Annotated in this window: 13 protein-coding genes; 5 read left to right on the plus strand and 8 right to left on the minus strand. The window is 63.6% G+C overall.

Features of this window, described 5'->3' with window-relative positions:
* Positions 1 to 46 precede the first annotated feature (46 nt).
* The 4 genes from ABOC32_RS14190 to ABOC32_RS14205 all read right to left on the minus strand — a co-directional run bounded on the left by ABOC32_RS14190 (position 47) and on the right by ABOC32_RS14205 (position 5,390).
* Positions 47 to 994 (minus strand): FecR domain-containing protein, encoded by a 948-nt coding sequence (locus ABOC32_RS14190; protein WP_426811471.1) that lies wholly within the window; start codon positions 992 to 994, stop codon positions 47 to 49.
* A 2-nt stretch (positions 995 to 996) separates the two neighbouring features.
* Positions 997 to 1,527, minus strand: a complete 531-nt coding sequence (locus tag ABOC32_RS14195; RefSeq protein ID WP_426811472.1) for a sigma-70 family RNA polymerase sigma factor — start codon at positions 1,525 to 1,527, stop codon at positions 997 to 999.
* Between the two features lie 97 nt (positions 1,528 to 1,624).
* Positions 1,625 to 4,396: an amino acid adenylation domain-containing protein gene (locus tag ABOC32_RS14200; protein ID WP_426811473.1), complete on the minus strand. Its 2,772-nt coding sequence runs from the start codon at positions 4,394 to 4,396 to the stop codon at positions 1,625 to 1,627.
* Positions 4,397 to 4,691: 295 nt separating this feature from the next.
* Positions 4,692 to 5,390 carry a pirin family protein gene (locus ABOC32_RS14205; protein WP_426811474.1) on the minus strand — a complete coding sequence of 233 codons (699 nt, stop codon included), beginning with the start codon at positions 5,388 to 5,390 and terminating at the stop codon, positions 4,692 to 4,694.
* Between the two features lie 175 nt (positions 5,391 to 5,565).
* Between ABOC32_RS14205 and ABOC32_RS14210 the strand changes: the two genes are divergently transcribed.
* A complete protein-coding gene (locus ABOC32_RS14210; RefSeq protein WP_426811475.1) occupies positions 5,566 to 8,082 on the plus strand; it encodes a UvrD-helicase domain-containing protein in 2,517 nt (838 codons plus the stop codon).
* A gap of 149 nt (positions 8,083 to 8,231) precedes the next feature.
* Here ABOC32_RS14210 and ABOC32_RS14215 read toward each other — a convergent pair whose 3' ends face one another.
* Positions 8,232 to 12,701 (minus strand): dermonecrotic toxin domain-containing protein, encoded by a 4,470-nt coding sequence (locus tag ABOC32_RS14215; RefSeq protein ID WP_426811476.1) that lies wholly within the window; start codon positions 12,699 to 12,701, stop codon positions 8,232 to 8,234.
* 128 nt (positions 12,702 to 12,829) lie between these two features.
* Complete coding sequence (locus ABOC32_RS14220; RefSeq protein WP_426811477.1) at positions 12,830 to 17,629, minus strand: NEL-type E3 ubiquitin ligase domain-containing protein; 4,800 nt, start codon at positions 17,627 to 17,629, stop codon at positions 12,830 to 12,832.
* A gap of 269 nt (positions 17,630 to 17,898) precedes the next feature.
* On the opposite strand from ABOC32_RS14220, the gene ABOC32_RS14225 reads away from it, so the two are divergent.
* The 3 genes from ABOC32_RS14225 to ABOC32_RS14235 all read left to right on the plus strand — a co-directional run bounded on the left by ABOC32_RS14225 (position 17,899) and on the right by ABOC32_RS14235 (position 20,658).
* Positions 17,899 to 18,825, plus strand: a complete 927-nt coding sequence (locus ABOC32_RS14225) for an alpha/beta fold hydrolase (protein ID WP_426811478.1) — start codon at positions 17,899 to 17,901, stop codon at positions 18,823 to 18,825.
* A 75-nt stretch (positions 18,826 to 18,900) separates the two neighbouring features.
* Positions 18,901 to 19,320, plus strand: coding sequence for a VOC family protein (locus ABOC32_RS14230; protein ID WP_426811479.1), 420 nt, complete (start codon positions 18,901 to 18,903; stop codon positions 19,318 to 19,320).
* A 456-nt stretch (positions 19,321 to 19,776) separates the two neighbouring features.
* On the plus strand, positions 19,777 to 20,658 hold the full coding sequence (locus tag ABOC32_RS14235) for a sterol desaturase family protein (RefSeq protein ID WP_426811480.1): 882 nt from the start codon (positions 19,777 to 19,779) through the stop codon (positions 20,656 to 20,658).
* Here ABOC32_RS14235 and ABOC32_RS14240 read toward each other — a convergent pair.
* Complete coding sequence (locus tag ABOC32_RS14240) at positions 20,641 to 21,327, minus strand: helix-turn-helix domain-containing protein (RefSeq protein ID WP_426811602.1); 687 nt, start codon at positions 21,325 to 21,327, stop codon at positions 20,641 to 20,643. The two genes, ABOC32_RS14235 and ABOC32_RS14240, sit on opposite strands and share 18 nt — an antisense overlap.
* A gap of 193 nt (positions 21,328 to 21,520) precedes the next feature.
* On the opposite strand from ABOC32_RS14240, the gene ABOC32_RS14245 reads away from it, so the two are divergent.
* Entirely contained in the window at positions 21,521 to 23,194 is a 1,674-nt protein-coding gene (locus ABOC32_RS14245; protein ID WP_426811481.1) for an MFS transporter, read from the plus strand.
* A gap of 130 nt (positions 23,195 to 23,324) precedes the next feature.
* Here the strand turns inward: ABOC32_RS14245 and ABOC32_RS14250 are convergent, their stop codons facing one another.
* The gene (locus ABOC32_RS14250) at positions 23,325 to 23,894 is read right to left on the minus strand and encodes a hypothetical protein (RefSeq protein WP_426811482.1); all 570 of its coding nucleotides are present in this window, start codon (positions 23,892 to 23,894) and stop codon (positions 23,325 to 23,327) included.
* Positions 23,895 to 23,910 lie beyond the last annotated feature (16 nt).

Below are 23,910 nucleotides of genomic sequence, written 5' to 3' on the forward strand. Positions count from 1 at the left end.
GAGTCGGATAAGCCCTGGCAAAGTGATCAGGCACTCGGCATTTTTTTTACGCTGCCGTGATGGTTACCCAGAAACGGGTACGGGCCTGTACCTGCACCGGCAGTGACGTGGTCAGCGCGCGCAGGATCTGGTCGGTATCGTCGAGCCTGTAGGTGCCGCTGATGCGCAGCCCTGCCACGGCGGGTGCGCAGCGCAGCCAGCCCGGGCGGTAGCGTGACAGGTTGCTGATGAAGGCATCGAGCCGCTGGTCATTGGCAATCAGCAACCCGCGGCCCCAGGCGTCTGCGGCCAAGGGGACGGTTTCCAGTGCGGCGAAGCCCTGGTCGTTGAACCGACAGCGTTCGCCAGTGTTTACCAGCAGGGTCTGGCCCGAGTTCAGGGTTACACGCGCCTGCCGGGCAAATACCTCCAGGCTGCTGCCGTCCTCGAACAAGCGCAGGGCAAAGCGGCTTTCGCCTGCCTCGACCGTGCCGTTTCGAGTGCTGACCGTGCAATGCTGGCGCGCCGGCACGGTGACCATGACTTCACCTTGGCGCAGGCGCAAGCGCGCAGGGTCGTGGGCGTCAGCCACATCGACCGCGGAGGCGGTATTGAGCAGCAGCGCAGTGCCATTGGTCAGCATCAACGAACGCTGTTCGCCCACGCCGGTACGCACGTCTGCCAGCAGTGGGGACTGCTTGACCTCCCGGTATCCACCCAGGCCCAGCGCGCCGCCACCCAGCAGCAGCAAGCCAGCCTTGACCACGCGCCGACGGCTGGCGTTCCGGCCATGGGCTGCCAGCGCCAGCACGCGTGCAGACGCCGGGTTGTCGCTGGCTGCCATGCGTGTTTGCAGGCGCTCGGCCTGCTGCCAGGCCCAGGCATTGACGGGCGCTGCATTCAGCCACAGCTGCCAGGCCGAATAATCACTGGCCTGCACGTCACCGCTGTTGAGCTGGCTGAACCAGTGCGCGGCCTGGCGCAACGAAGCCAGTTGCTCGGCATTCAGGTTCATCTTCACTGATCATGGCCGAGGCTGTAGATCATGCAGTGCTCGGCCGCCTTGGCAATGTAGCGGCGCACACTGACTTCGGAAATGCCCAACTGCGTGGCGATGTGTTTGTAGGGCATGCCATCGATCTGCGACAGCAAGAATGCCTCACGCACCTTGGGCCCGAGCGAGGCCAGCATGGCGTCGAGTTCAAACAAGGTTTGCAGCAAGGCCAGGCGTTGCTCAGGCGAGATGTCCAGTGCCTCGGGTTGCTCGGCGAGCACCTGTAGCCAGGCCCTTTCCAGGTGCACCCGGCGGAGGTGATCGATCATCAGGCGGCGAGCGATGGTGGCCAGGTAGCCTTTGGGTTCGCGTACGGCTTCGAGCTTTACGGCGGCGTCGGCTGCAGACATGACCCGCACGAACACATCCTGGACGAGGTCTGCTGCCAGGTGGCTGCAGTTCACCCGCGGCCGCAGCCAGTTGTGCAACCATTTGCTCTGGGCTCGGTATAGCTGGCCGACTTGAGAAGTGAACGCTACATCCGGGGTGCTCATCCATGCCGCCTGAAAATATTTGCAAATGTTAATGGTTCGCATTTTAGGCAGAGTATTTCAGGGTTTGCAATCACTGCGCCTGTCCCGGTACGTCTGCTCAAGCAGAGGTGGCGCGTTCGGCTGGATCGGTCCCGCGTGCCTGATTCTGTTTGTTCCGGCGGGCAAACAGCAGGCGCACCAGGGTATTCCAGCAGTATCCCACCAGCACCCCGCCGGCGAGCGCCAGGGCCAACTCGAACAGTGGATGATTGAAAATATGGTCCGCTACCGACTGGAACTGGAAATGCGTCAGGTAGATGAACAAGGTTGACGATGCGATCACCGCACCTGCCCGCGCCACCAGGGCAGGCACAGGCACCGAGCGGAACCAGATAAGGGCCAGCATCGCCGGCAGGGCGATGTCGATGTAGCGCGAGAAAGCCTGCCAGCCCACGCCGGCAACCGCCATCAGGTCCAGCTCGGCGACCACCAGTACGGCCACCGCGCTGGCCACCCATTTGCGTGCCGTGGTGTCGGCATGGTGCACGGCCATGCCCAGTACCATTACCGCCAGGAAGTGCTGGGGCACCCGGTTGAACAGCGGGCTGGCGTCGAACACGAAGCGGCTGAGCAGCACATCCAGCGCCACCAGAGCACAGGCCGCAATGATCAGGCAGCGGAACGGGGCGGCGAGGACGGCCTGGCGTATGCGCCTGATCGACAGCACCACACCGATGATCAGGATCATCTGTACCAGCACTTCGATGTACCAATAATTGAACAGGCTCACCGCGCTGGCCGGGAACCAGTTGGACACCAGCAGCAGGGATTGCCAGTGCAGCCGGTCGAACACCAGCTGGATCAGCACGAGGTACAACAGCGTCGGTACCACGATGGCTGCCAGCGACCTGAGCAGCGTGCGCGCGTTGCCACGTTCTTCGATGGCCTTGAGCTGGAACCGCGCCAGGCTGATGCCGGAGACCAGGAACAGCACCGACGTTTCGCCGACGATCAGCCAGTGGTCGAACTCGCTCAGGTGGCCGACCACGATCAGGATAATGGCGAGCATCCGCACGAACACCGGCATTTCCATCACCCGCCACGCGCTTTTCGGGGGCGCACTTAGCTCGGCCAGCTGGCACACCGGTAGCGTTTCCCAGCGCTGCGGCAGGTGGCCGATCAGCTCCTCCAGCACCCGCGAGGCCTGCACGAACGACAGCGAATCGCCGCCCAGTTCGACAAAGCTCAACCTGGCGTCCAGGCGCGGCACCTGGAGGATGCGCGCCCAGGCCGTGCTCAGTTTTTCGGCCAGGGGGGACAAGGGCAGGGTGGCGCTGTCGTCAAATGGCGCAGGCAAGGCGCGTTTGTCCACCTTGCCGTTCGGGGTCAGCGGCAGGGCGTCGAGGAACACGAACAGCGCGGGCACCATGTAGTCCGGCAGCTGGCCGGCGAGCGCCTGGCGCAGTTCATCGGCGCCGGTGGGCGTTTGACCCACGCAATAAGCCACCAGCCGGATCGACGCGCTGTCGTGGTTGGCCACGACCACGCACTGGCCGATGTGCGGGTGACGGGTGATGGCGTTCTCGATTTCCGCCAGCTCGATGCGATGGCCACGGATTTTTACCTGGCTGTCACCGCGCCCCAGAAAACTGGCGCTGCCATCGGCCAGGTAGGTGCCCAGGTCACCGGTGCGATAACAGCGGTCATCGGCGGCACCAGTGAACGGGTTGACGATGAACTTGGCCTCGGTCAGCGCCGGGTCGCCCCAGTACCCCTGCGACAGGTAGGGGCTGCGGATCAGGATTTCACCGGTTTCGCCCGCGCTGACCAAGTGGTTGGCCGCGTTGACCACCAGCAACTGCGCATTGGCGATGCCTTTGCCCAAGGGCACCCGGGAGGTGTCCGAAGCCGGGTCGAGGGTATGGAAGGCCATGGCTTGTGGTGTTTCGGTGGTGCCGTAGAAGTTCACATTGGCGGCATTGGGCGCGATGGCGCGGATCTGCTGGTACAGCGCCGGGCTGAGGGCATCGCCGCCCCAGAACAGGTAGCGCAGCCGGTCGAGTACCTGGCCCTTCATGTGTGCGCCGGTTTCGATCAGCTTGCCCAGCGGTGGGGTAAGGTGGATCACGCTTACGCCGTGCTGGTGAATCCAGCCTGCCAGTTGTGCCGGGTCGGTCAGCGTTGGCTGGGCAGGGCAGGCGATGGTCGCGCCAATCGACAGGGGCGTGAACACGTCGCGGTACACCGGGTCGTGGCCCAGGCCGGAAAGCAGGGAGAAGGTGTCGGCCTGGGTGAAGCCATGCTGGCGGACATGCCAGTCGATGAAGTGCACCAGTGGCGCGTGGTGGGTGACGATCCCCTTGGGTTCACCGGTGCTGCCCGAGGTGAAGGTGATGTAGGCCGGTTGCTCGGGGCTGACGCGGGGTAGCGCCACAGGTTGGCTGCGGAAGGCTTGCAGTGCCTCGGCGGGGGCTTCCGGGACGCTGACGACAAGTGGGCCGTTGGCATCGACAGTGGCCTCGCCACAGCGCAGGATCACGGCCGGCCTTAATGTGCGGACGATTTGCCCGATACGTGCGGGAGGGTAGGCCGCGTCGGCCACGGTAAAGGCCAGGCCGGCGCGCAGGCAGCCGAGCATGGCATACACCAGGGCTGCGCAGCGGCTGGCGACGATGACGACACGATCAGTGCCGCTGACAGCATTTTCCACCAGGTATTCAGCAATGCCCTGGCTGACCTGCGCCAGTTGGGCGTAGCTGCAGGTAGCGTGCGGCCCAAGGATGGCGGTGGCATCCGGGCAGCGGCCGGCCTGCTCGAGGAAGGCGTGGTGAATCGGCTGCTCGGCACGGTATTCCAGGCGCAGCGTCGGGTTCGGGCGCAGGTCCGGCATGGTGGGTGAAGGCTCCGCATGAACGTTGGGCTGGCAGGTAGCACAACGCTAGTGCAGGCGGGCCGATGTCGCCAATGCCCCGCGATAGCCGGGGGCACACAGCAGCCCCTCGGTTTCTGCTGCGCTGCATAAATTGCGGGGGCTGCTGCGCAGCCCATCGCCGGCAAGCCAGCTCCCACAGGGACCGCGCAGGTTTTACATAAATCTTCTGGCCTGCACGGTCCCTGTGGGAGCTGGCTTGCCGGCGATGAGGCCAGTCCAGGCATTGCAAGGCTGCCTGCACTGGGCCGATCCATCAGGCCACATCCACCAGCACGATCTCGCTGTCCTCGATGGCGGTCACCCGCAGCACCTCTTCCTGCTCGATCGCCACGCCATCACGCGCCTTGGCCCGCAGCCCGTTGACGTCCACCAACCCCTTGGCCGGCACCAGGTAACCCCGGCGTGCGGCATCGAAGCGGTACTCGGCGGTTTCACCTGCACGCAAGGTGGCAGCCACCAGGCGGGCATCGGTGCGAATCTGCAGGCTGTCTTCATCACCGGCACGGCCGCTGGCCAGGGTCACGAAGCCTTCGCCACGCTCGCCTTTGGGGAACGGCCGGCTGCCCCACTGCGGTGCTTCACCGGTGCGCTCCGGCACGATCCAGATCTGGAAAATACGCGTATCGACGTCTTCCAGGTTGTACTCGCTATGGACGATACCGGTGCCGGCGCTCATTACCTGCACGTCACCGGCTTCGGTACGGCCTTTGTTGCCCAGGCTGTCCTGGTGGCTGATCGCGCCTTCACGTACATAGGTGATGATTTCCATGTCGCGGTGCGGGTGCGGCGGGAAGCCGCTGCCAGCCGCGATCAGGTCGTCGTTCCATACCCGCAGGTTGCCCCAGTGCATGCGCGCCGGGTCGTAGTATTCGGCGAACGAGAAATGGTGGTGGGCATCGAGCCAGCCGTGGTTGGCGTGGCCCAGGCCTTCAAAGGGTCGCAGTTGCAGCATGGTCGTGCTCCTTGAATCAGTGGAATGACGCCATGATGCGCTAAAGAAACATCGAAAATAAGCGTAAATATCGGCTTAAAATAATCGTATTATTAGATATTATTTGCTGCCATGCTTGATCCGCTTCATCGCCTAATCCACTGATCTGCAAGCATTCGCTGGCGATTTTCCGTCGATGCGGCGAACATGCCGGCTGTTTTTGTTTTTCAACGGAGTGACCGTGGCCCACGATCAACCCCAGGCCCCCGCCGACCTTACCCCTCCTGCGCAATTGCCCTGGTTTCGCCGCCTGGCCGCCCGCCTGCTGGGGCGTGGCCTGACCCGCCTGCAAGCCCAGCACCGTGATTCCTGGTTCCTTGGCCACGCCACCGGCCAGCGCAGTGGCCACGCCGATGGCGTGCGCGAAGGGTTCGACCAAGGGCGGGTGGAGGGTTACGAAGCCGGGCGCCAGGTGCTGGTGATCCGCGATACCCGGCCTGACATCGCTGCCGTGCCCGGTCAGGACGACAACCTGTTCGACGACTGGCGCCTGCCGTTGACGGCCGAGCTGAAAAAGCGCTTCAAGGCCGATGTCGCCCAGCGCCTGCCCGCCGAAGCGCAGCCCAGCGCCGCGCAGTGGAAGCTGATCTTCAGTGACACCCCGTCCACCTGTGTGGTGGCCGGCGCCGGGGCAGGCAAGTCCACGTCGCTGGTGTTGCGCATCCTGCTGCTGCGCCACTACCTGGGCTACGAACTGGACGCGATGACCGTGGTCACGTTTACCCGCGAGTCGCGCAAAGACTTCATCAAGCGTCTGCTGCAGGTGTTCGCCCTGTGGCAGATCAACCTGCAACCGGTGCAGGCCCGCGAGCTGGTGCGTACCTTCCATTCGCGCATCCTGCCGCTGGTGCGCAGCCTGCCGGGCTTCGGCCAGGTACGCGCCTTCGAGACGCTGGGCAACGAGATGCCTGCCGGGCGTGAGGCCGAGGCCGACAGCAACCCGTTCGACCTGCGCCTGAACGATGCCCAGCGCCAGCAACTGAACCAGTGCTATAGCCGCGTGCTGGGTGAGAGCCCGCGTTTTGCCGAGCTGGTCGGCCTGTTGCGCAGTGAAGCCTTGCAACTCAGACCACTGGACCCGAACAACCCTGACGTGCAGAAACGCGCACAGGTGACCCAGTTGGCCGCCCAGCGCGACGAAGAACTGTGCGACGTGATCGAGGACCTGTGGTTCGCCGCCGGCGCCTGGCCAATCAAGGGCATCGAGCCGTGCCGCGAAACCGTCGATATCCGGGGCAGCCGCTTCCATGTGCATGGCCGCCTGGCTGGCCAGGGGCCGTTGGTGGTGCTGGGCTTCGACCCGGCGGAAAGCGCGCAGTACCAGCGCCCCGGCGCCAAGTTGGCGGTGCGTGCCGAGTGGGCGGTCAAGCGCACTCTGTTGCAGGCGTTCTGCGACCGGCCGCTGATCTGGCTCGACAACTACGCCATGGCCCGGCGCCTGGCGGCCTCGCTGGCTGGCGATGCCGTGGCCGGCCCGGGGTTCGAGTACAAGGTCAAAGGCGAACTGGCCCCGGCGCCGTTGCTGGACGCTTTTGTCGGCGCGGCCAACTTCATCGAGAACCTTGGCCTGGGCGTGAACAACGCGGTGGCGGCGATGAGCTTCCCGTCCGGCGACAGCGATGCCTTGTTTTTCGAGGCCCTGGCCCTGTACTGGAAGGCCCTGGAAGCACACCTGCTGGACCAGTCGCCGCCAGTGATGAGCTACAACCGCATGTTCGCGCTGTTCAGCGAGAACAACCCGGAAAACCTGCAACTGCTGCCCGACCCGTTGTTGCGGCCGCTGGCGCACCTGATGATCGACGAGTTCCAGGACGTGTCGCCGCAGATCGTCAGCTGGCTGCGCGCCAGCCTTGCTGAAATCCGCCGACGTGGCCCGAGCATGCACACCGGTCGCCATGCGCAGCATTCGTCGCTGCTGTGTGTGGGTGACGACTGGCAGTCGATCTATGGCTGGCGTGGCAGTTCGCCCAAGTACTTCATGGAGTTCACCAAAGCCTTCCCGTCGCCGGCCAACACGCGGGTGATGCTGGTCGACAACTATCGCTGCCAGCAGCAGGTGATCGACGCGGCCGAGCACCTGGTCAAGGGCACTCCGGCAATTGCCGGCAAGAAAGCCCGCGCCAGTGGCCCGGCAGCCGAATTGCCGGGCTCTGCGGTCAAGGTGTTCGACCGTGACGAGGCTGCCCTGGGCGAAACGCTGATCGAGCACTACCAACGGGGCGAGACGGTGATGATGCTGTACCGCAAGGGCAGCGACAGGGCGTTGATGAACGAGCACCTGCAAAGCGTGCTGCAGGCTGAGGCGGCGTTGCCGGCCGAGCAGCGCCGGTTGCGTCAGCTGACTTACCACAGTGCCAAGGGTTTGCAGGCCGATGCGGTGTTCATGCTGGGCGACTGCCAGTACCTGACCAGCTCGCCCTACAAGAACCAGGTGTATCGCCAGGCTGGCCTGGGCAAGGCCGGGGATGCCCAACCGTTCGATACGGCGCAGAAGGAAGAAGTGCAGCGCTTGGCCTACGTGGCGGTGACCCGTGCAGTGCAGCACTGCTACTGGCATGTCGAGGCCGCCAATGGTGATGCGGCGGCGGCCCCAAGGGCGTCGAGCCAGGTGGATGGCAGGCAGGCCTTCTTCGAAGACCTGCGCGGGCAGTAGGCTCGCCCCATGCCCTCCGTGTGGGAGCGGGTTTACCCGCGAAGAAGCCAACGCGGTGCATGGCACCGGCTGTGCCGGTGTTCGCGGGTGAACCCGCTCCCACAGGGGCCCGCTACATCAATGAGCTATGTGCTGTTCCTGTGAGAGGTCTAGTTGTTGGGATCCTGCGCGCGGGTGAGCGTTTCGAACAACGCTTCGCGCTGCTGGTCGCGCCCGGCATTCAGGCGCCGGCTGGCCTGGTCGTAAGCCTGGCTGCCCAGGTCCATTCTGTGCAATTGGCCGGTTGCATCCAGCGGTGGCGAGGGCAGTACCTCGGTAAGGGTTCGCAGCACCGCGCGATCCAGTGAAGTGACCGCTTCGCTTTCTGCATCCAGGCAATAATCCAGGTACTGCATACCTTGGTACCAACGCTCGTCCAGCGTTGCGAAGCGGTTGGCGAAGCGCTGGGCCAGGTAGCGTTGCCAGCTGGGCTGTCGCGCAACCCAGGCCCTGCGCTCTGCAGCCGTTTCATCGAGCCGCCGGACAGCGCGTTCGACATTGCTGGCCACGCGTTCCGAAATCATCGCTTCGCGGCGGTACAGCATGCCCTGGCTGCTTTCCGGAAAGTCGAGGGGCAGCGCCAGCGACTGGCGCAACGCCAGGCGTATTTCGATAAGGTCCACCCCGCCATCGAGTAGCGAGTCGTCATCAATCACGTCCAGGCTGTCCAGTGCAGGTACATCAAGCCTTGCCGGCTGAGCTTGCGCTGGTAGCCGTTCCAGCTCCAGCAGGCGGGCCTGACGGGCCAGCCGGGCGAGTTGAATACGCTCTCCAAGCGCGTTGACCATTTCGCGGCGGTACAGGCTTCTGAAAAAGTTGAACAGATAGGCCGGGCGTTCTGCCTCCTCGGCCAGTTGCCCGAAAACGTGCGCTTCGAGATCAAGGGCGCTGAATGCATCGGCACCCGCATCGCCGCAGGTGGGTGGATAGTCTTGCGCGACATTGTCCAGATGAGTACGCAATTCCTCATCCTGCCCGGCCTGCTCAAGCAGCTGCCAGACCTGGTTGGACAGCCCGCGCAGATCGGTCCCGGCTTGCCGTGAACGCGCCACCCGCTCGACCACATCGCGCAGATGGCGATTGGCATCACCTTCGAACAGCGCGTGCCAACGCTGCCGCTGGTCTGCACGTGCCTGGTTCAGCCAGGGGTTGTCGGCGCCCAGCGGTGGGTGGGCTGTTTCGACTTGTACGCCCAGGGCGCGCAACCGACGATTGCTCTCGTAGTCCAGGGCGTTGGCGTTGAAGTCCCATGTTCCATTGCGAAAGCCTGCACGCTCAACAAACGGGCCGGCCAGGATGCGGTCCAGGTCTGGCACGTGACCAATGGGGTTACGGCTCAGGCTCAGGTAACGCAATGCTGCATCAGCCTGGAGCATCAGCCCTGTGAGGCCGCGTGGCCATGCCACCAGATTGCAGTTGCGCAGTTGCAAGTTTGCCAGGCGTGTCAGGCCGGTCACATCCGGTGCCTGCCCCAGCGGGTTGTCGGACAGGCGAAGGTCGCGCAGCCTGCGCAGGCCGGCAAAGGACGCGGCCAGGGGTTCATCCAGGGCAATGTGGTTGTGTTCAAGGTCGAGGTGTTCGAGGCGCAACTGCGCAAGGGCTTGCAGGTCTGCTTCGGCAAGCGTCAGCCTGTTCCGGCGCAGGCTCAACCTGCGCAGGCTAAGCAGGCCGGGCAGGCGCTGGCGCATTTCTTCTGTCAGGCCGCCGAGTTGGTTGTTGCCCAGTTCCAGTACCTCCAGGTGGGGGGTGGACTGCAGCGCCCGAAACATAACGTCAAAGTCGAGTTCCGGGCATTGCACCAGGCGCAAGGTGCGTAGCGAAGGGAAGCTCTGAAAGAAGTCCACAGGGATCTGACGGAGGCCGATGGCACGAATGTTAAGGGTGGTGATGTGGTCGAAGCGCGCCGGCAACGATGGCAGTGTGTCCATGTCCAGAGCCTGCAGCGTCAGGCTATCGGGTTCGTCACGACGCCAGGCGGCGTTGAACAGTTCACGGAGCTCGGTGCGATCGCTGCGCTGCGCCTCCGTGCCTTGGTTTGCCCAGTCGCGCAGCCAGTCGTCGAGCGTGCTGCGTTCCATTTCCAGCGCCCTGAGCTGAGCCGCAACATCGCCCCGCTGGCGCAAGTGGCCGAGCATGGCATTACGTTCACGGGTGTTCAGGCCAGGGTAGAGTGCCCGTAATCGTCGATCTGCCGTATTGGCCCAAGGCAGCCTTCCACTGAGTGGGTAGCCAAGGCGCCCATCGGCCAGGCGCATCGGCGAACGGTAGCCTGGCCTGATTGGCTGCTGCCCTATCAGCCGCGCCGCCTGCGCCCGGTCGGCGATGGCGACGTCATACCGCTGGCGTCCATCAAGGTCAGGGTATTCGGCCTTGAGTGCAGCATCCAGCACCTCACTGTCCGCAGTGGCCAGGCCAGGGCGGTAAAGCCCCAGCAAGGCCCTGCTCAAGCGGGCATGTGCCTGAAACCTCCGGGCCTCTTCGGCGAGGCGCAATGGAACCCTGCCTTGTGCAAGGCGCAGTCGCTGACTGGCGCTAGCCTTGGCCATGATCTGCTCTACGGCGTGGTGTGGCAGCCCCGGGAACTGCCTTGCAAGGGGCCGGGCTTCTTCGGCAAGGCTCACCTGGTCTCGCATGCTCAGCCGGTCGAGTGCATCCGCCAGCAAGGCAGGCGGTTGCCGTGCGGCAACCTGGGTGTAGCGAAGTTCATCGCTTTGTACCCCCGAGCACTGCAGTGCTGCCTGCAACTCGCCTTCATTCAGCCCGTCACCGATTGGCCCCAGCCGCTGCAACAGTTGCAGGTCGTTCCACTCCAGTGGCACTTCGTGTGCCGCACGCCACGCGCCTGCGCCGTTGTCCCTCACGATCGGCCGATAGGCCTGTGCGTCCTGTGGGTGGGAGATACGCCATTGGCCGCGGGCTTGGACCTGTTCGTACACGGCGCCATCGATGCGAATGTAGTGGCGCCCGTCCACCGTGTAACGGCCTTGTGCATCGGGTTCGAGATGCCCGGCAATCGATACCGGGCTTTCATGGCCCTTCAGCGTGGCGCTCCACAGGTAGTCCTTGCCGTCCTTGACGATGCTTTGCATGGCATCGACGAACCCGGAGCCCTTCAGCGCCACGGCACCGCCGCCTACGGCCGCCACCGTGACAATGTTCAGCAACACCGACTCAAGCTGGGCTGCAGCCTCCTGATTGTCGCCTTCCTCCCAGGCCGAAATGCCCTCGAACACGCTGCCCATGATTTGCGCTGCGCCGAGGGTCAACATGATCGGGTTCAGGCATGGCACCACCATCGCTGCGACATTCAGCACGGTCATGCCCAGGTCCAGCCAGTACGCTATGTGCTGCAAGCGCACCCGGGCGTCAACATCCTCGGTGGGCACCGCGACCCGGCGAGCATCGGCCCGCAAGCGTACAAGGTGGCTGGATTCCAGTTGCGCCCAGGGAGCCTCTGCCAGAGGTTTGTCGATGGCCTGCAGATGTATGGACGTGCGAGGTTCCAGCTGTGTGCCGGCTTCCTGGTCGGCGTTGCTGTACAGGGCGCGCTTGAGCCGCTCGTTCAACCCTGCCTGCTGTGCTTGCAGGGCCAGGCTGACAAAGCGCTTGCGGTAGTCGTCCTGCAGAAGCTGCTGGCGCAGGTATTTGCGTGCATCACCCAGCGAGGCAAACGCCCTGATTGCGTCGCCATCCACAGGGTTGTAGAGGAATACCGGGTCATGCTTGCGGTTCTGTGCGGGCGCGATGAACAGCAGCTCGTGAATGGGGATGCCAAACAACTGCAATTGCCAGCAACGCAGGGGGCGTCCTTGATAGGTATGGGTGGGGGTGTCGGCACACAGGCCATGCAGAGCGAGCGAGCCAGACGGGCTCAGGTGGCCTTTGCAGGCGGCGATCCGGGTTTGCACGCGGAACTCGTCACGCCGTGCGGTCGTGGCCAACGATTGCAGCTCGGTTTTGTTTGCACCGTTGTAAACCTGGTCTAGGTGCTGCTGGTAGCACTCGCCCAGGTTCAGCGCCCGGCAGTGTTCGATGAACCCTCTCAGCGTCAGCCCGGCGACGGGCCTGATGTCCTGGCGGCCAAGCTGCAGGCGGCTGAAGCGGGTGGTGTCGGCAGGGCCTTCGAAATTGTGCAGGGCCGCTTCCAGGAGGCTGCGATACTGCGGGGCGCCTTTGGGCACGATCTCGCCAGGCTCATGTGGCACTGCCGGGCCACCAGGCAGCCGGTCAGGTTGCTTGACGGCGGTCGCTTGGTAAACGTATTGCGCCTGAGTGACCGGGGTATCGATGTTCAGCCGCTTCTGCAGCAGAGGGGCGCAGAACTCGGTAATGCCCTGCAAGCCGTTCAGCGCCGCCTGCAAGGCCCTGCTGCTGGCATCACGCTTGGCGATGGCACGCTGCAGGGCCTGGCGGGTGGGTTCGTCTGCCTGTTCATACCACGCGTAGGGCTTACCCTCGCTGTCCTGGTAGTCCTTGCGCACGCGCGTCAGGATTTGGCTGGCATGCTCGCTATGCAGCACCTTGCTCCAGGTGGGCAGGGTGCGCACCATTTGTGCGTGGTGATAAGGGGTGTGGCTCATGTCGGCACTCCGGTGACGGGAGCCGCTATGGGGCCGCATGAGCTGGCGCGCCAGGTGGTAGATAATTGCCTGCCCGGTAGATGGCCGGCAGGTCTTCCATGAAAACGTGCTCGGCCAGTGGGCAGGCTTCAACCCCCGATTGATTGTGTCTGGCGAGTGAGACTGGTCAGCAGACCGGTTTCCACCTGTTGCTGCTCGGCAGTCAGCACATCCACGCCCTGGCGATACTGCTGCTCGTTGATGGCGACGCGACGCAGGCTACCTTGGGCATCCATGGGGCTTTCAGGCATGACGCGGGATAAGGCCCGTAGTACCGAGCTGTCCAGCGACATTACCGGCTCTGCGGTTTCATCCAGGCAGTAGTACAGGTAGTCCAGCCCTGGTCGCCAAAAGTCGGTTACAAGGCTGAATTGTGCCGCATGCTCCCGCTTGAGGTACTCAACCCAACCCGGCTGCTGGTTCAACCATTGCTCCCGTGCGGTGGCATCCTTATCCAGGGCCATGACCGCAGCTTTCACCCTGTCGATGATGGTCTGGTTGATTCTGGCCGTTTCGCGGTACAGCATGCCATGGCTCGGCTCGGGGTAATCGAGTGCGGTAGCCAATGACTGGCGCAAGGCCAGGCGCATCTCGATATCGTCCACCAGCCCCGTTTCCAGGTCGATGTCCGGAAAGGCAGAGGGGTCGTCGAGCTCATCGTAGGGTGGGAGTTGTTCATCGAAGACATCATCGAGCAGCGCCTGTTTACGCAAGGACCTTTTCCAGCTGATGCGGTCCGCCAGTTGATTGACCTGGTCGCGTCGATACAGCTTGCGATACAGGTTCAACAGATCGGCCGGCCGGCTACCCGCGTGGCCTGCAGCTTCGTGGGCCAGCGCTTCTATCTCCAGGGCGCTGAACGCGTCGGCACCTGCATCGCCACAGGTTGGGGGGAAGTCGCCGGCGACGGTGGCAAGGCGTTCACGCAGCAGGGTGTCGTGGGCAGCGCTCTCCAGCAAATCCCAGACCCGTTCGCTCAGGGCTTCGGCATCACGCTGTGCCTCTGCCGATTGGGCAAGGCGTTCCAGCACCCCTAGCAGCGCGGCGTTTTCACCTTGGTCGAACAAGTCGCTCCACAGCTGCTCTTCGCTATTGCTCGCCTCGCCGCGGAAAACCTGCTGCCAAGGCGGCACGTCCTCTGCGTGCTCGAACACGTTGACGCCACTGGCACTCAGGCGTGCGCGCGTCTGGGCCTCCAGGGTGTTGTAGTTGAACAGCCAGCGGCGCTCCGGCAGGCGCGCGCCGACATCGCGGGCGAAGGGGGTACGCAGCACACCTGGCAGGTCTGGTAACGTACGAATGCGGTTGGAGGAGAGGTTGAGGTAGCGCAGTTGGTACTGGGGCTGGCTCATGAGAATGGTCAAGCCGTCGGGCCACTGCTGCAGTTCGCAACGGTCAAGGTCCAGGTGAGTGAGGCGGGCCATGAAGCGCAGGTCGGGCGCCCGCTGTAGTGGATTGCCAGACAGGTGCAGCACCTTGGGGTGGACCATGTCCTGAAACCGGGCTGCGAGGGTTTCATCGAGTGTGATTTGATTGTGGCCCAGCCCGAGTGCGTCCAGGGGCAGGCGTGTGAGGAAACCCAAACTCGCGTCGTCGAGCCGCAGCCGGTTACGGCTGAGGCCCAATACCTTCAAGCCGGGCATCGACCCGATGGCCTGTCGGGCAGTGGGTGGCAGGGTAGTCAGGCCATTGCCTGCCAGGCCCAGTTCGCGCAGCCGTGGCATGGACTTGAGCGCCTGGAACAATGCTTCGGCGTCCATATCCGGATTGCCGATGATTTCCAGGATTTCCAGGTTAGGGAAGTTTGACAGGAAGCTGCTCTCCAGGCCTCGCAATCGCAGCCCATCCAGGGTGAGCTGCCGGATATGCGGCATGGATGCGGTGAACGTTGGCAGCGCCTCCAGTTGCATGCGGTCCAGCACGAGCGCTTCGCGCTGTGCGCGACCTTCACGGCGTGACGCACTCATCAGTCGCTCGGTACATTGTTGGCGATCAAAGCGTTCTTCAAGGGTGCGCGCGGCGCCCACCCAACGGTTGAGGTCGCGGTTGAGGGTGCGTTGCTCAATTTCCAGGCGACTGATAACGCTACCCAGGTCTGCGCCTTGGGCAAGTTCGGTTTGCAGTGCATTGACCTGCTGGCTGCTGAGCTCGGGGTAGAGAGCCCTGAGTCGCCGCGCGGCTGGCAAGGCCCGCCCTTGCGTGCCTCGGCCACTCAGTGGGTAGCCCAGCTGGCCGTTGGCCAATCGCAAGGGGGAGCGAAAGCCCGGTTTGATGGGCTGTTGGCCGAGCAATGAAGCGCAGTGCTGGCGATCGCCAAGGGCGATTTGCAGCAACCGGGCCGAGTCAGCCTGAGGGTGCTCGGCCTGCAGGGCCTGTATCAGGCGCTGGCTGTCGTCGCTGGCCAGGCTGGGCCTGAAGAGGCCGAGGATGGCGCGGTCAAGTCGCGCTCGGGCCTGCAGAAGGCGCGCTTCTTCGGCAACACGCAGCGGTACCTTTGCCTGTGTGAGGCGTTGCCGTTCGGCGTTGCTGATGTTGGCCAGCAATTCTTCAAGCGCGCTGTGTGGCAGGGAGGGAAACTGCCGGGCGAGGGGGCGCACAGTCGGGGGGAGAGCGGGGCGGCGATGTTGTTGCAGGCTGCTGAACAGCGCCGCTCGATGTTGCTCCAGCTGCTGCGCGAGTTTGGTGTTCAAAGCCGATGATCGGTGCTCGGGCTGCGTGTTACCGAGCAACTGCAGTGCGGCTTGTTCATCCATCTGAGCCAACACGGTCTGGCTCAACTGGCCGTTGTCCAGATCGGTACGGGTCAATTCGATTTCTACCAGACCAACCGTGGGTGCAGGGCCATAGCGCACAGCTTCGCCCCAGGGTTCTGGCCCTTGGTAAACCTTGAGTACGTACTCCTCGGGCCACCCCGGCAGGCGCAGCAATTCAGGTAGGGCAAAATTTTTGTACGCAGCCAGCGGCAGCCCATCGCGTACGTGGGTAATGATCTGCTGCGTCTCGTTGTCCAGTTGCAGGCGTTGCAAGGTGTCGATCAACAAAGCGGGTGGGCGCAAGCCTGCTGCCTGAGTGCGGCGCAACACGTCTTCTTCCGTGCCGGTGATGCGCATGGCGCTACCGAGTTCCGTATCGTCCAGGCCTGCGCTGTAGCCGCCGAGGCGGCGCATCAGTTGTTCCCGGTCCCATTCCAGAGGTTGCTCATGGGCCAGTTGCCAGCGGGCGTTGCCCTGATGCACCAGGCGTGGGGCGTAGGCCCGGGGATCATCGGGATGGCGCACGCGCCATTGTTGCTCTGCATCCTGAAACACTTCGTACAGCGCCCCATCCACATTCAGGTAGGCCTTGTCATCGACGTGCACATGGCCGAGCGAGTCGGGGCGAGCCCCTGCAGGGATAGCCGCTGTGCTCGCATACGGCTTCATGTCGGGGTGCCAGAGCACTTGCGTATCTTCGTGCCACACGCTCGTCAGCGCATCGACAAAACCTGACGCCTGGACGATCCTGGCACCGGCAGCAAAGCCGGCAATCACCGCCGCATTGATGGCCAGCGATTCCACTTGCGCCAATGCTTGCTGGGTATCACCTTGTTCCCAGGCCTCGAAGCCGGTGAAAACAGAGCTCATCAGGTCGTAGGCGAAAACGCCAAGCATGACCGTGTTCAACCCGGGCACGAAAAACGCGGCGACGTTCAGTGCATTCATACCCAAATCCAGCCAATGCTTCAGGCGCTCATTGCGGGCCTTGGCGTCAACTTCGGCGGTCGGAACCGCGATGGTTTTTGCGTCGGCCTTCATGCGCTCGAGATGCGCGTTATACAGGGTCGTCCAGGGATCGTTTCTCATTCGTGAGGGGGTGAAAGGGATTACCGGCTTTTTTCGCGGTTTGCGTGTGCCTGTTTCATCCTTTTCGAACAGCGCGTTGTCCAGTTTTCCAGCCAGTTCTTTTTGCCTGTCCTTGTAGGTGAAGTTCACCAAGGCTTGGCGAAAACTGCTTTGTAGTAGCCGGCTACGCAGGTGCCTGCCCGCTTCCTGGTGTGAGTCGAACTCCCGCACCGGGTGCTCGCTGTCGCCCGGTATATACAGGATGCAGGGGTTTGTCTGGTCGGGATTGTCTGGCCCGATGAACAGGATTTCGTGAATCGGCACATCGAACAGGTTGAAGTGCCAGCACTGCAGTGCCTGGTTTTCGTAGGTGGGGTTGGGGTTGCCGTCGCACAGTTGCATGAGCGCATCGCGCCCGTGGCGGCTCAGCAGGGCTTTGAGCCTTGCAATCAGTGCCTGGACCCTCAAGGCATCACGGCTTGCTGATATCGACAGGTGCTGGATCTCAGCACGGTTGGCGCCCTCATGGGTTGCCAGCAAATGGTCCTGATAGCGCTTGCCGAGGTCCAGCGTCCGACAATGTTTGACGAAGTCCGCCATGGTCAGGTCAGGCAGGGGCGTATCGCTGCCTGCGGCGTAGGTGAGCCTGCTGTAGGCGCCGACTTCATTCAGGCCCTCGAAGTTGTGCAGGGCAGCCTCCAGCAAACTGCGTGTTTGCGCCTCACCCACGGGGCGGGTAGCAAGAACATCCACCTCCAGGCCGGGGACCAAGGGTGTTTCCACATCGGGAACGCCGGGCCAGATGTCGGCGGCTGTTTCAAAGGGCTGGAAGACATATTGCGCCCTGTCTACAGGTACGCTCACGTTCAACCGCTCGGTCAGCAGGGGGGTGCAGAACGCGATGATGTCCTTGAACCCCACCAGTGCCTTTCTGAGCCGAGCCAGGGATTGGTCCCGCGTTTCGATAGCGCTGCGTAGCTGCTCACGCATTGGCGCATCGGCAGAGGCATACCACGCGTAGGGGCTGCCATCTTCATCCAGATAATCCTTGCGCAGGCTTTGCAGCACGCTCTGCACATGAGCGGGATGAAGGGCCTTGCTCCATTTCGGTAGTGAGCGGGTTATCTGGGCTTGATGTAAGGGGGTGGGGTTTGTCATGGCGGCGATCTCTTGCGCAGGGCGTGATAGTCGACGTCAATCGAGGCGCTGCGGTGCGGTAGATAGTTGTCGGCACCGGTCGGTCCTGCGCATGCGCGGGTCGGTGAGGGGCTAGCGGCGAGGGGGGATGTGCGAGAGGGTGGGGCAGGCCAAGACGCAGGCAGCCAAGGAGAATTGCAATGCGTTCGCTGTGCAGTCCGAAAGATCACCTGCTCGACCTCGATGGTATTGAAATAGCGGTGCGCACCTGGGGCGCCGAAGACGGTATTCCCGTACTGGCCCTGCATGGCTGGCTGGATAACGCCGCCTCGTTCGAACGCCTGGCACCGATGCTGGACGGTTGCTTCGTGGTGGCCCCCGACCTGGTCGGCCATGGCCGTTCGGACCATCGCCGCCGCGACAGTGGCTATTACTTGTGGGAGCATGCCGAAGACATGCTGGCGGTGACCGACAGCCTGGGCCTGGCGCAATTCCACGTGCTCGCCCATGGCATGGGCACCGGTGTGGCGTCGCTACTGGCGGCCATGACCAGCGGCATTGCCAGCATGACCTTCCTCGATGGCATGGGGGCACCGTTCACGGTGGCCGAGGATGACCGCGTGCAGCACCTGGCGCGGGCCTACCGACTCAAACGCATGGTCCAGCGCAGCCAGCTGCCGGGCTTTGCCGAGCCGGACTCCGGCCGCTTCGACGACCTGGACACCGCCCTGGCGCAACGCCGCGAGCGCCTTGACACCGAACTGTCGGAAGGTGCCGCACGGCTGCTGGCGTTGCGCGACCTGCTGCAACTGGGTGATGGCTATTGCTGGCGCCACGACCCGCGACTGGTGTTGCCCGAACCCATGCCGCTGACCGAGCGTGACGCATGCGACCTGCTCAACCAGATCCGCTGCCCGCTGTACCTGCTGTTCGGCCGCCAGGGGGCATTCACCGGCGAGGCTTTTACCCGGCGTCAGGCAGCCTTGCCCAGCCATGCCAAGGTTTCCTGGCACCCCGGCGGGCACCACTTCCACCTGGATGCCCCGGACCGGGCGCTGGTCGACCAGCTGCTGCGTATCCTTGCGCACCATGAAGGGGGCGTGCTGCAACGCTTGGTAAACGAGTAGCTGATTCTGGTCACGCCGGGCGAAGCTGGGCTATGGTGGCGAAGGTATTCGCACACACGGCACAAGGAGCCCGGCATGCGACCGTTCGCTATCAAGCACATCGACCATCTTGTCCTGCGGGTCAGCGACCTGCCGCGCAGTGTTGCGTTCTACACCGAGCTGCTCGGCTGCCAGGTCAGCCGCGTGCGCGAAGACCTGGGCATGGTGCACCTGGCCACGGGCACGGCAATGATCGACCTGGTAACCCTGGAAGGCCCGCTGGGGCGGCCAGGCGGGGCGGCACCGGGGGTAGAAGGGCGCAACCTGCACCATTTCTGCCTGCGTATCGAGCCGTTCGACGAGGCGGCCTTGATCGCCTACCTGGAAGCGGCCGGGGTAAAAGTGGAGCCGGCAGAAAAGCGTTATGGCGCCGAAGGCGAGGGGCTTTCGCTGTACTGCTACGACCCGGATGGCAACCAGGTCGAGTTGAAGGGGCCGGTAGCGGAGGCGGTATGAGCGACCTGCACATGCGCGCACCCCGAGCGACTGGTGGCGCTGGCGGGCGGGCCGGCGGCGATGCAGTTGCTGCAAGGGTGTGGGCATGTACCGCACCGGGAGCACGCTGAGGCAGTATTGACGGAAGTCGCACGGTTTTTGCGGTGATGCCTTTGCGGTCATGGTCGGTCTTGAAGGCTGGCGGGGGTGTTGTGGGAGCAACTGTCTTGCACCATCACTCAGGCTAGCGCATCACCCTGTAGGAGCAGCCTTGTGCTGCGAAGAGGCCCGCAAGGCTAAAGATTGTCTTCGCCTGCGATGGCATCTTCGCAGCACAAGGCTGCTCCTACAGTGATTGTGTTTGCCTTGACGTATATGAAGCCTCCACAAAAAACCGCGTATACATGCGCCGTTCGTTCAAGCGCCAACGTGGCCCTTGCGCCAACACTGGTGGCTCCTGACTACCTGGAGCCACCCATGCGCACCCTCTACGCCCCCCTGTTCTTCTTCGGTTTCATTGCCGCAGCACTGTCATTGGCTGCCCACCCGTTGTGGCTGCTGCCCCTGCTGGCCAGTGCGGTGCTGCTGTCATTCACCTGCGAACGGCTCATCCCCTACAAGCCCGCCTGGAACCAGGCTCAAGGCGATGGCCGCCGCGACCTTTGCCATGCACTGGTCAACGAATGCCTGACCCTCTCCAGTGTGGCGGCCATCCCGTTGCTTGCCCACTGGCTCCCGGCAACAGGTCTCTGGCCTGATCACTGGCCGTTGGCCTTGCAGTTGCTGCTGGCCATTGCGTTGGCCGATCTGGGCATCACCCTGGTGCACTACGCCAGCCACTGTAGCCCGCTGCTGTGGCGGCTGCATGCGGTACACCACAGTGTCACCCGTCTGTACGGCTTCAATGGCCTGATGAAACACCCCGCACACCAGTTGCTCGAAACTGTGGGCGGCACCTTGCCGTTGCTGCTGCTCGGCTTACCCGTCGATGTGGCAGCGCTGCTGGCGTTCAGTGTGTCTATCCAGCTGTTGCTACAGCACAGCAACGTCGACATGCGTATTGGCGGCTTGCGCCATGTGTTTGCCTGGGCGCCGGTGCATCGCCTGCATCACCTGAAGTACGGCAATAACGGTGACGTCAACTTTGCCCTGTTCTTTCCGCTCTGGGACCGCCTGCTTGGCACGCAACTGTACCTGCCTGACTATGCGCTGGCGGACGACGACATGGGGATTGGTGACCGGCCGGACTATCCCCAGGCATACCTGGCGCAATTGCGTGAGCCGTGGGCGAGGGGAGATGCTCATCCTCCTGCGGTGTTGCCGGCGGGACTGCGCCAGGCGTTAGCCAAGCGTGCGTAGACGCAAGTGACGCAAAGCGGCACCGGGGCTGAGGCCGAACTGATGGCGCACACTGCGGGTGAAATGCGCCGAGTCGGCAAACCCCGCCGCCAGTGCCGCCTCGGTGAGGCTGGCGCCGCCCAGCGCCCGCTGCAGGGCCACGCGCAAGCGCTGCCACAGCACCAGCCGCCGTACTGAGAGTTTCAGTGAACCGCTGAACAGGCGTTCCAGTTGGCTGATCGACAGCGCTGCCGTGCTGGCCAGTGCCTGGGCGGGCAAGGCCTGCTCGTCGAGTGCGCGGATCCGCTCGAGCGCTTTCTCCAGGCGCGGGTTGAGCGGGCGGCGCGGCCAGCGCCCAAGGCTCGCTGCCAGTTGCTCTGCGCTGTTGCCGGCTTGCACGCAGGCCAGGGCAAGGTCTGCCAGGTCGAACGCCAGCGGTTCGGCGAACAGGGTAAGGCAAGGCACGCCATGGCTGAGGATGGCATGGGGTTGGCGCGACGCGATCAGCACCTGCGGGCCGCTGCAGATCTGTTCACCCACGCGTACCTCGACATCCGCACCCAGGCCGACAAGTACCTGATGCGCGTAGTGCACATGGCTGTCGGTCCTGCCTAGCGTCGACTGCAGCAGGCAGTGATCGTCAGCCAACCAGATGTCGCCTTGCCAGCCCGGTATTGCCGTGCCGTTCATGCCGCCCTCTTGTTCATGGCCAGGCGGGTGGATATCCCGGCAAACCCGATTATGCTTCATTTACCTTGCTGCGATCCGAGGCGGCCCGCCTCGTCGTGCTTCGCGCAACCAAAGCAAGCCCCAGGGCCTGGGTGCGACGGTGAAGTGGTTGTGAGGTGCTCCGGCCTGTATGACGACATGACGGAGGCAACCCATGGCGGTTATCGACAGCGCATCCACGGGCAGTAGCGCGCCCCAACGCGGTATCACCAAGGAGGAGCGCAAGGTCATCTTCGCTTCGTCCCTGGGCACGGTGTTCGAATGGTATGACTTCTACCTGTACGGCTCCCTCGCCGCGATCATCGCCAAGCACTTCTTTGCCGGTGTGAATGAAACCACCTCGTTCATCTTTGCCTTGCTGGCCTTTGCCGCTGGCTTCGCGGTGAGGCCGTTCGGGGCTATCGTGTTCGGCCGCCTGGGCGACATGATCGGGCGCAAGCACACCTTCCTCATCACGATTGTGATTATGGGCCTGTCCACGGCACTGGTGGGCCTGCTACCGAGCTACAGCGCGATCGGCGTGGCCGCGCCGGTCATCCTGATCACCTTGCGGTTGCTGCAGGGCCTGGCCTTGGGTGGCGAGTACGGTGGCGCGGCCACCTATGTGGCCGAGCATGCACCCAAAGGCCGACGCGGCTTCTTCACTGCCTGGATCCAGACCACCGCCACCTTGGGGCTGTTCCTGTCGCTGCTGGTGATCATGACCTGCCGCACGGTTATGGGCACCGAGGTGTTCGAGGCGTGGGGCTGGCGGGTGCCGTTCCTGCTGTCGATCCTGCTGCTGGCGATCTCGGTGTACATCCGCATGCAGCTCAACGAGTCGCCGGTGTTCATGAAGATGAAGGCCGAAGGCAAAGCTTCCAAGGCGCCGCTGACCGAGTCGTTCGCCCGCTGGGACAACCTCAAGGTGGTGATCATGTCGCTGCTGGGCGGCACAGCCGGGCAGGCGGTGGTGTGGTACACCGGGCAGTTCTATGCGCTGTTCTTCCTGCTGCAGATGCTCAAGATCGAACCGCAGACGGCCAACCTGCTGATTGCCGGCTCGTTGCTGATCGGCACGCCGTTCTTCATCTTCTTCGGCAGCTTGTCCGACCGTATTGGCCGCAAGAAGATCATCATGGCGGGTTGCATCATCGCTGCGCTGACCTATTTCCCGATCTTCAAGGCGCTAACCGAGTACGGCAACCCGGACGTGTTCGTCGCCCAGGAGCAGAACCCGGTCGTGGTGGTGGCCGACCCTGGCCAGTGCGCATTCCAGTTCGACCCGGTGGGCAAGGCCAAATTCACCAGCTCCTGCGACATTGCCAAGAGCCTGCTGGCCAAGCGCGCCATACCCTACACCAACCAGGCGGCCGAGCCTGGCAGCGTGGCGCAGATTCGTATCGGTGAGCGGGTACTGCCGAGCTTTGAAGGCAGCAGCATGGCCGCAGCGGACTTCAAGGTGCAGAGCGAGGCGTTTACCGCCACCTTGAGTGGAGCGCTGAAAGAAGCCGGTTATCCGGAAAAGGCTGACCCGGCGAAGATCCACTACCCGATGGTGCTGTTGTTGCTGACCATCCTGGTGATCTACGTGACCATGGTCTACGGCCCGATTGCCGCCTGGCTGGTGGAGCTGTTCCCGGCGCGTATCCGTTACACCTCGATGTCGCTGCCTTATCACATCGGTAATGGCTGGTTCGGCGGCTTCCTGCCGACGGTGGCGTTTGCCATGGTGGCGGCGACCGGGGATATCTACTACGGCCTGTGGTACCCGATCGTGATCGCGGCAATGACGGCGGTGCTGGGGATCTTCTTCCTGCCGGAGACCAAGGACCGGGATATCAACTGAGACTGATGGTGCAGCTGTGCTGGCCTCTTCGCGGGCTTGCCCGCTCCCACAGATACAACACAGACTTCACGGCTTGTGTTGGACCTGTGGGAGCGGGCAAGCCCGCGAAGAGGCCGGCACAGGCCATCAATCAGTCGAAGTAGCCACGCAGCCCAAAGGCATACCCGGTATCCACCTCCGTTGCCTCACCCCGGCTCCAGCGCTTCTTCAACACAAACTCGAACGCCGGCTCGTACAGCCCGTCGCGCACCAGCGCCCCCGCCAGTACCTCCACGTCATACCAGCCATTGTCCAGCTCGATGATCGGCCGCCCCGGCACTTGGTAGCGGGCAATCAGGTCACCCAGGGTCTTGGGCGTGAAGTGCTGCAGAATGCGCCAGGTGTACAGCATCAGCGCCCCGTGCTCGACCCGCAGCACATAGCCATTGCGCCGGTGCTTCAGGCGGCTGCCGGCTTCGCGCAGGGCCGGGGTATGGCCATCGAGGGTAAACAGGATGCGGTAGGGCAGGTTGTCGACCCCGGCCAGCGGCAGCACGATGCCTTCGCGCACCGCCCTGTCACCGCTGTCGCCGTGGGTGAAGGCGTGGGCCAGGTCGTCCGGTAGCTCATGCTCATGCTTGAAACGCTCGAGCAGCTGGATATCGCCAAGCAGAAAGTAATCGACCAGGTCGTTGAGCACTTCGCTGAATTCGTGGCGCATCTGTTTTCCTTATGGG

Source organism: Pseudomonas sp. WOUb67, from assembly GCF_050058005.1.
GTDB lineage: Bacteria > Pseudomonadota > Gammaproteobacteria > Pseudomonadales > Pseudomonadaceae > Aquipseudomonas > Aquipseudomonas putida_R.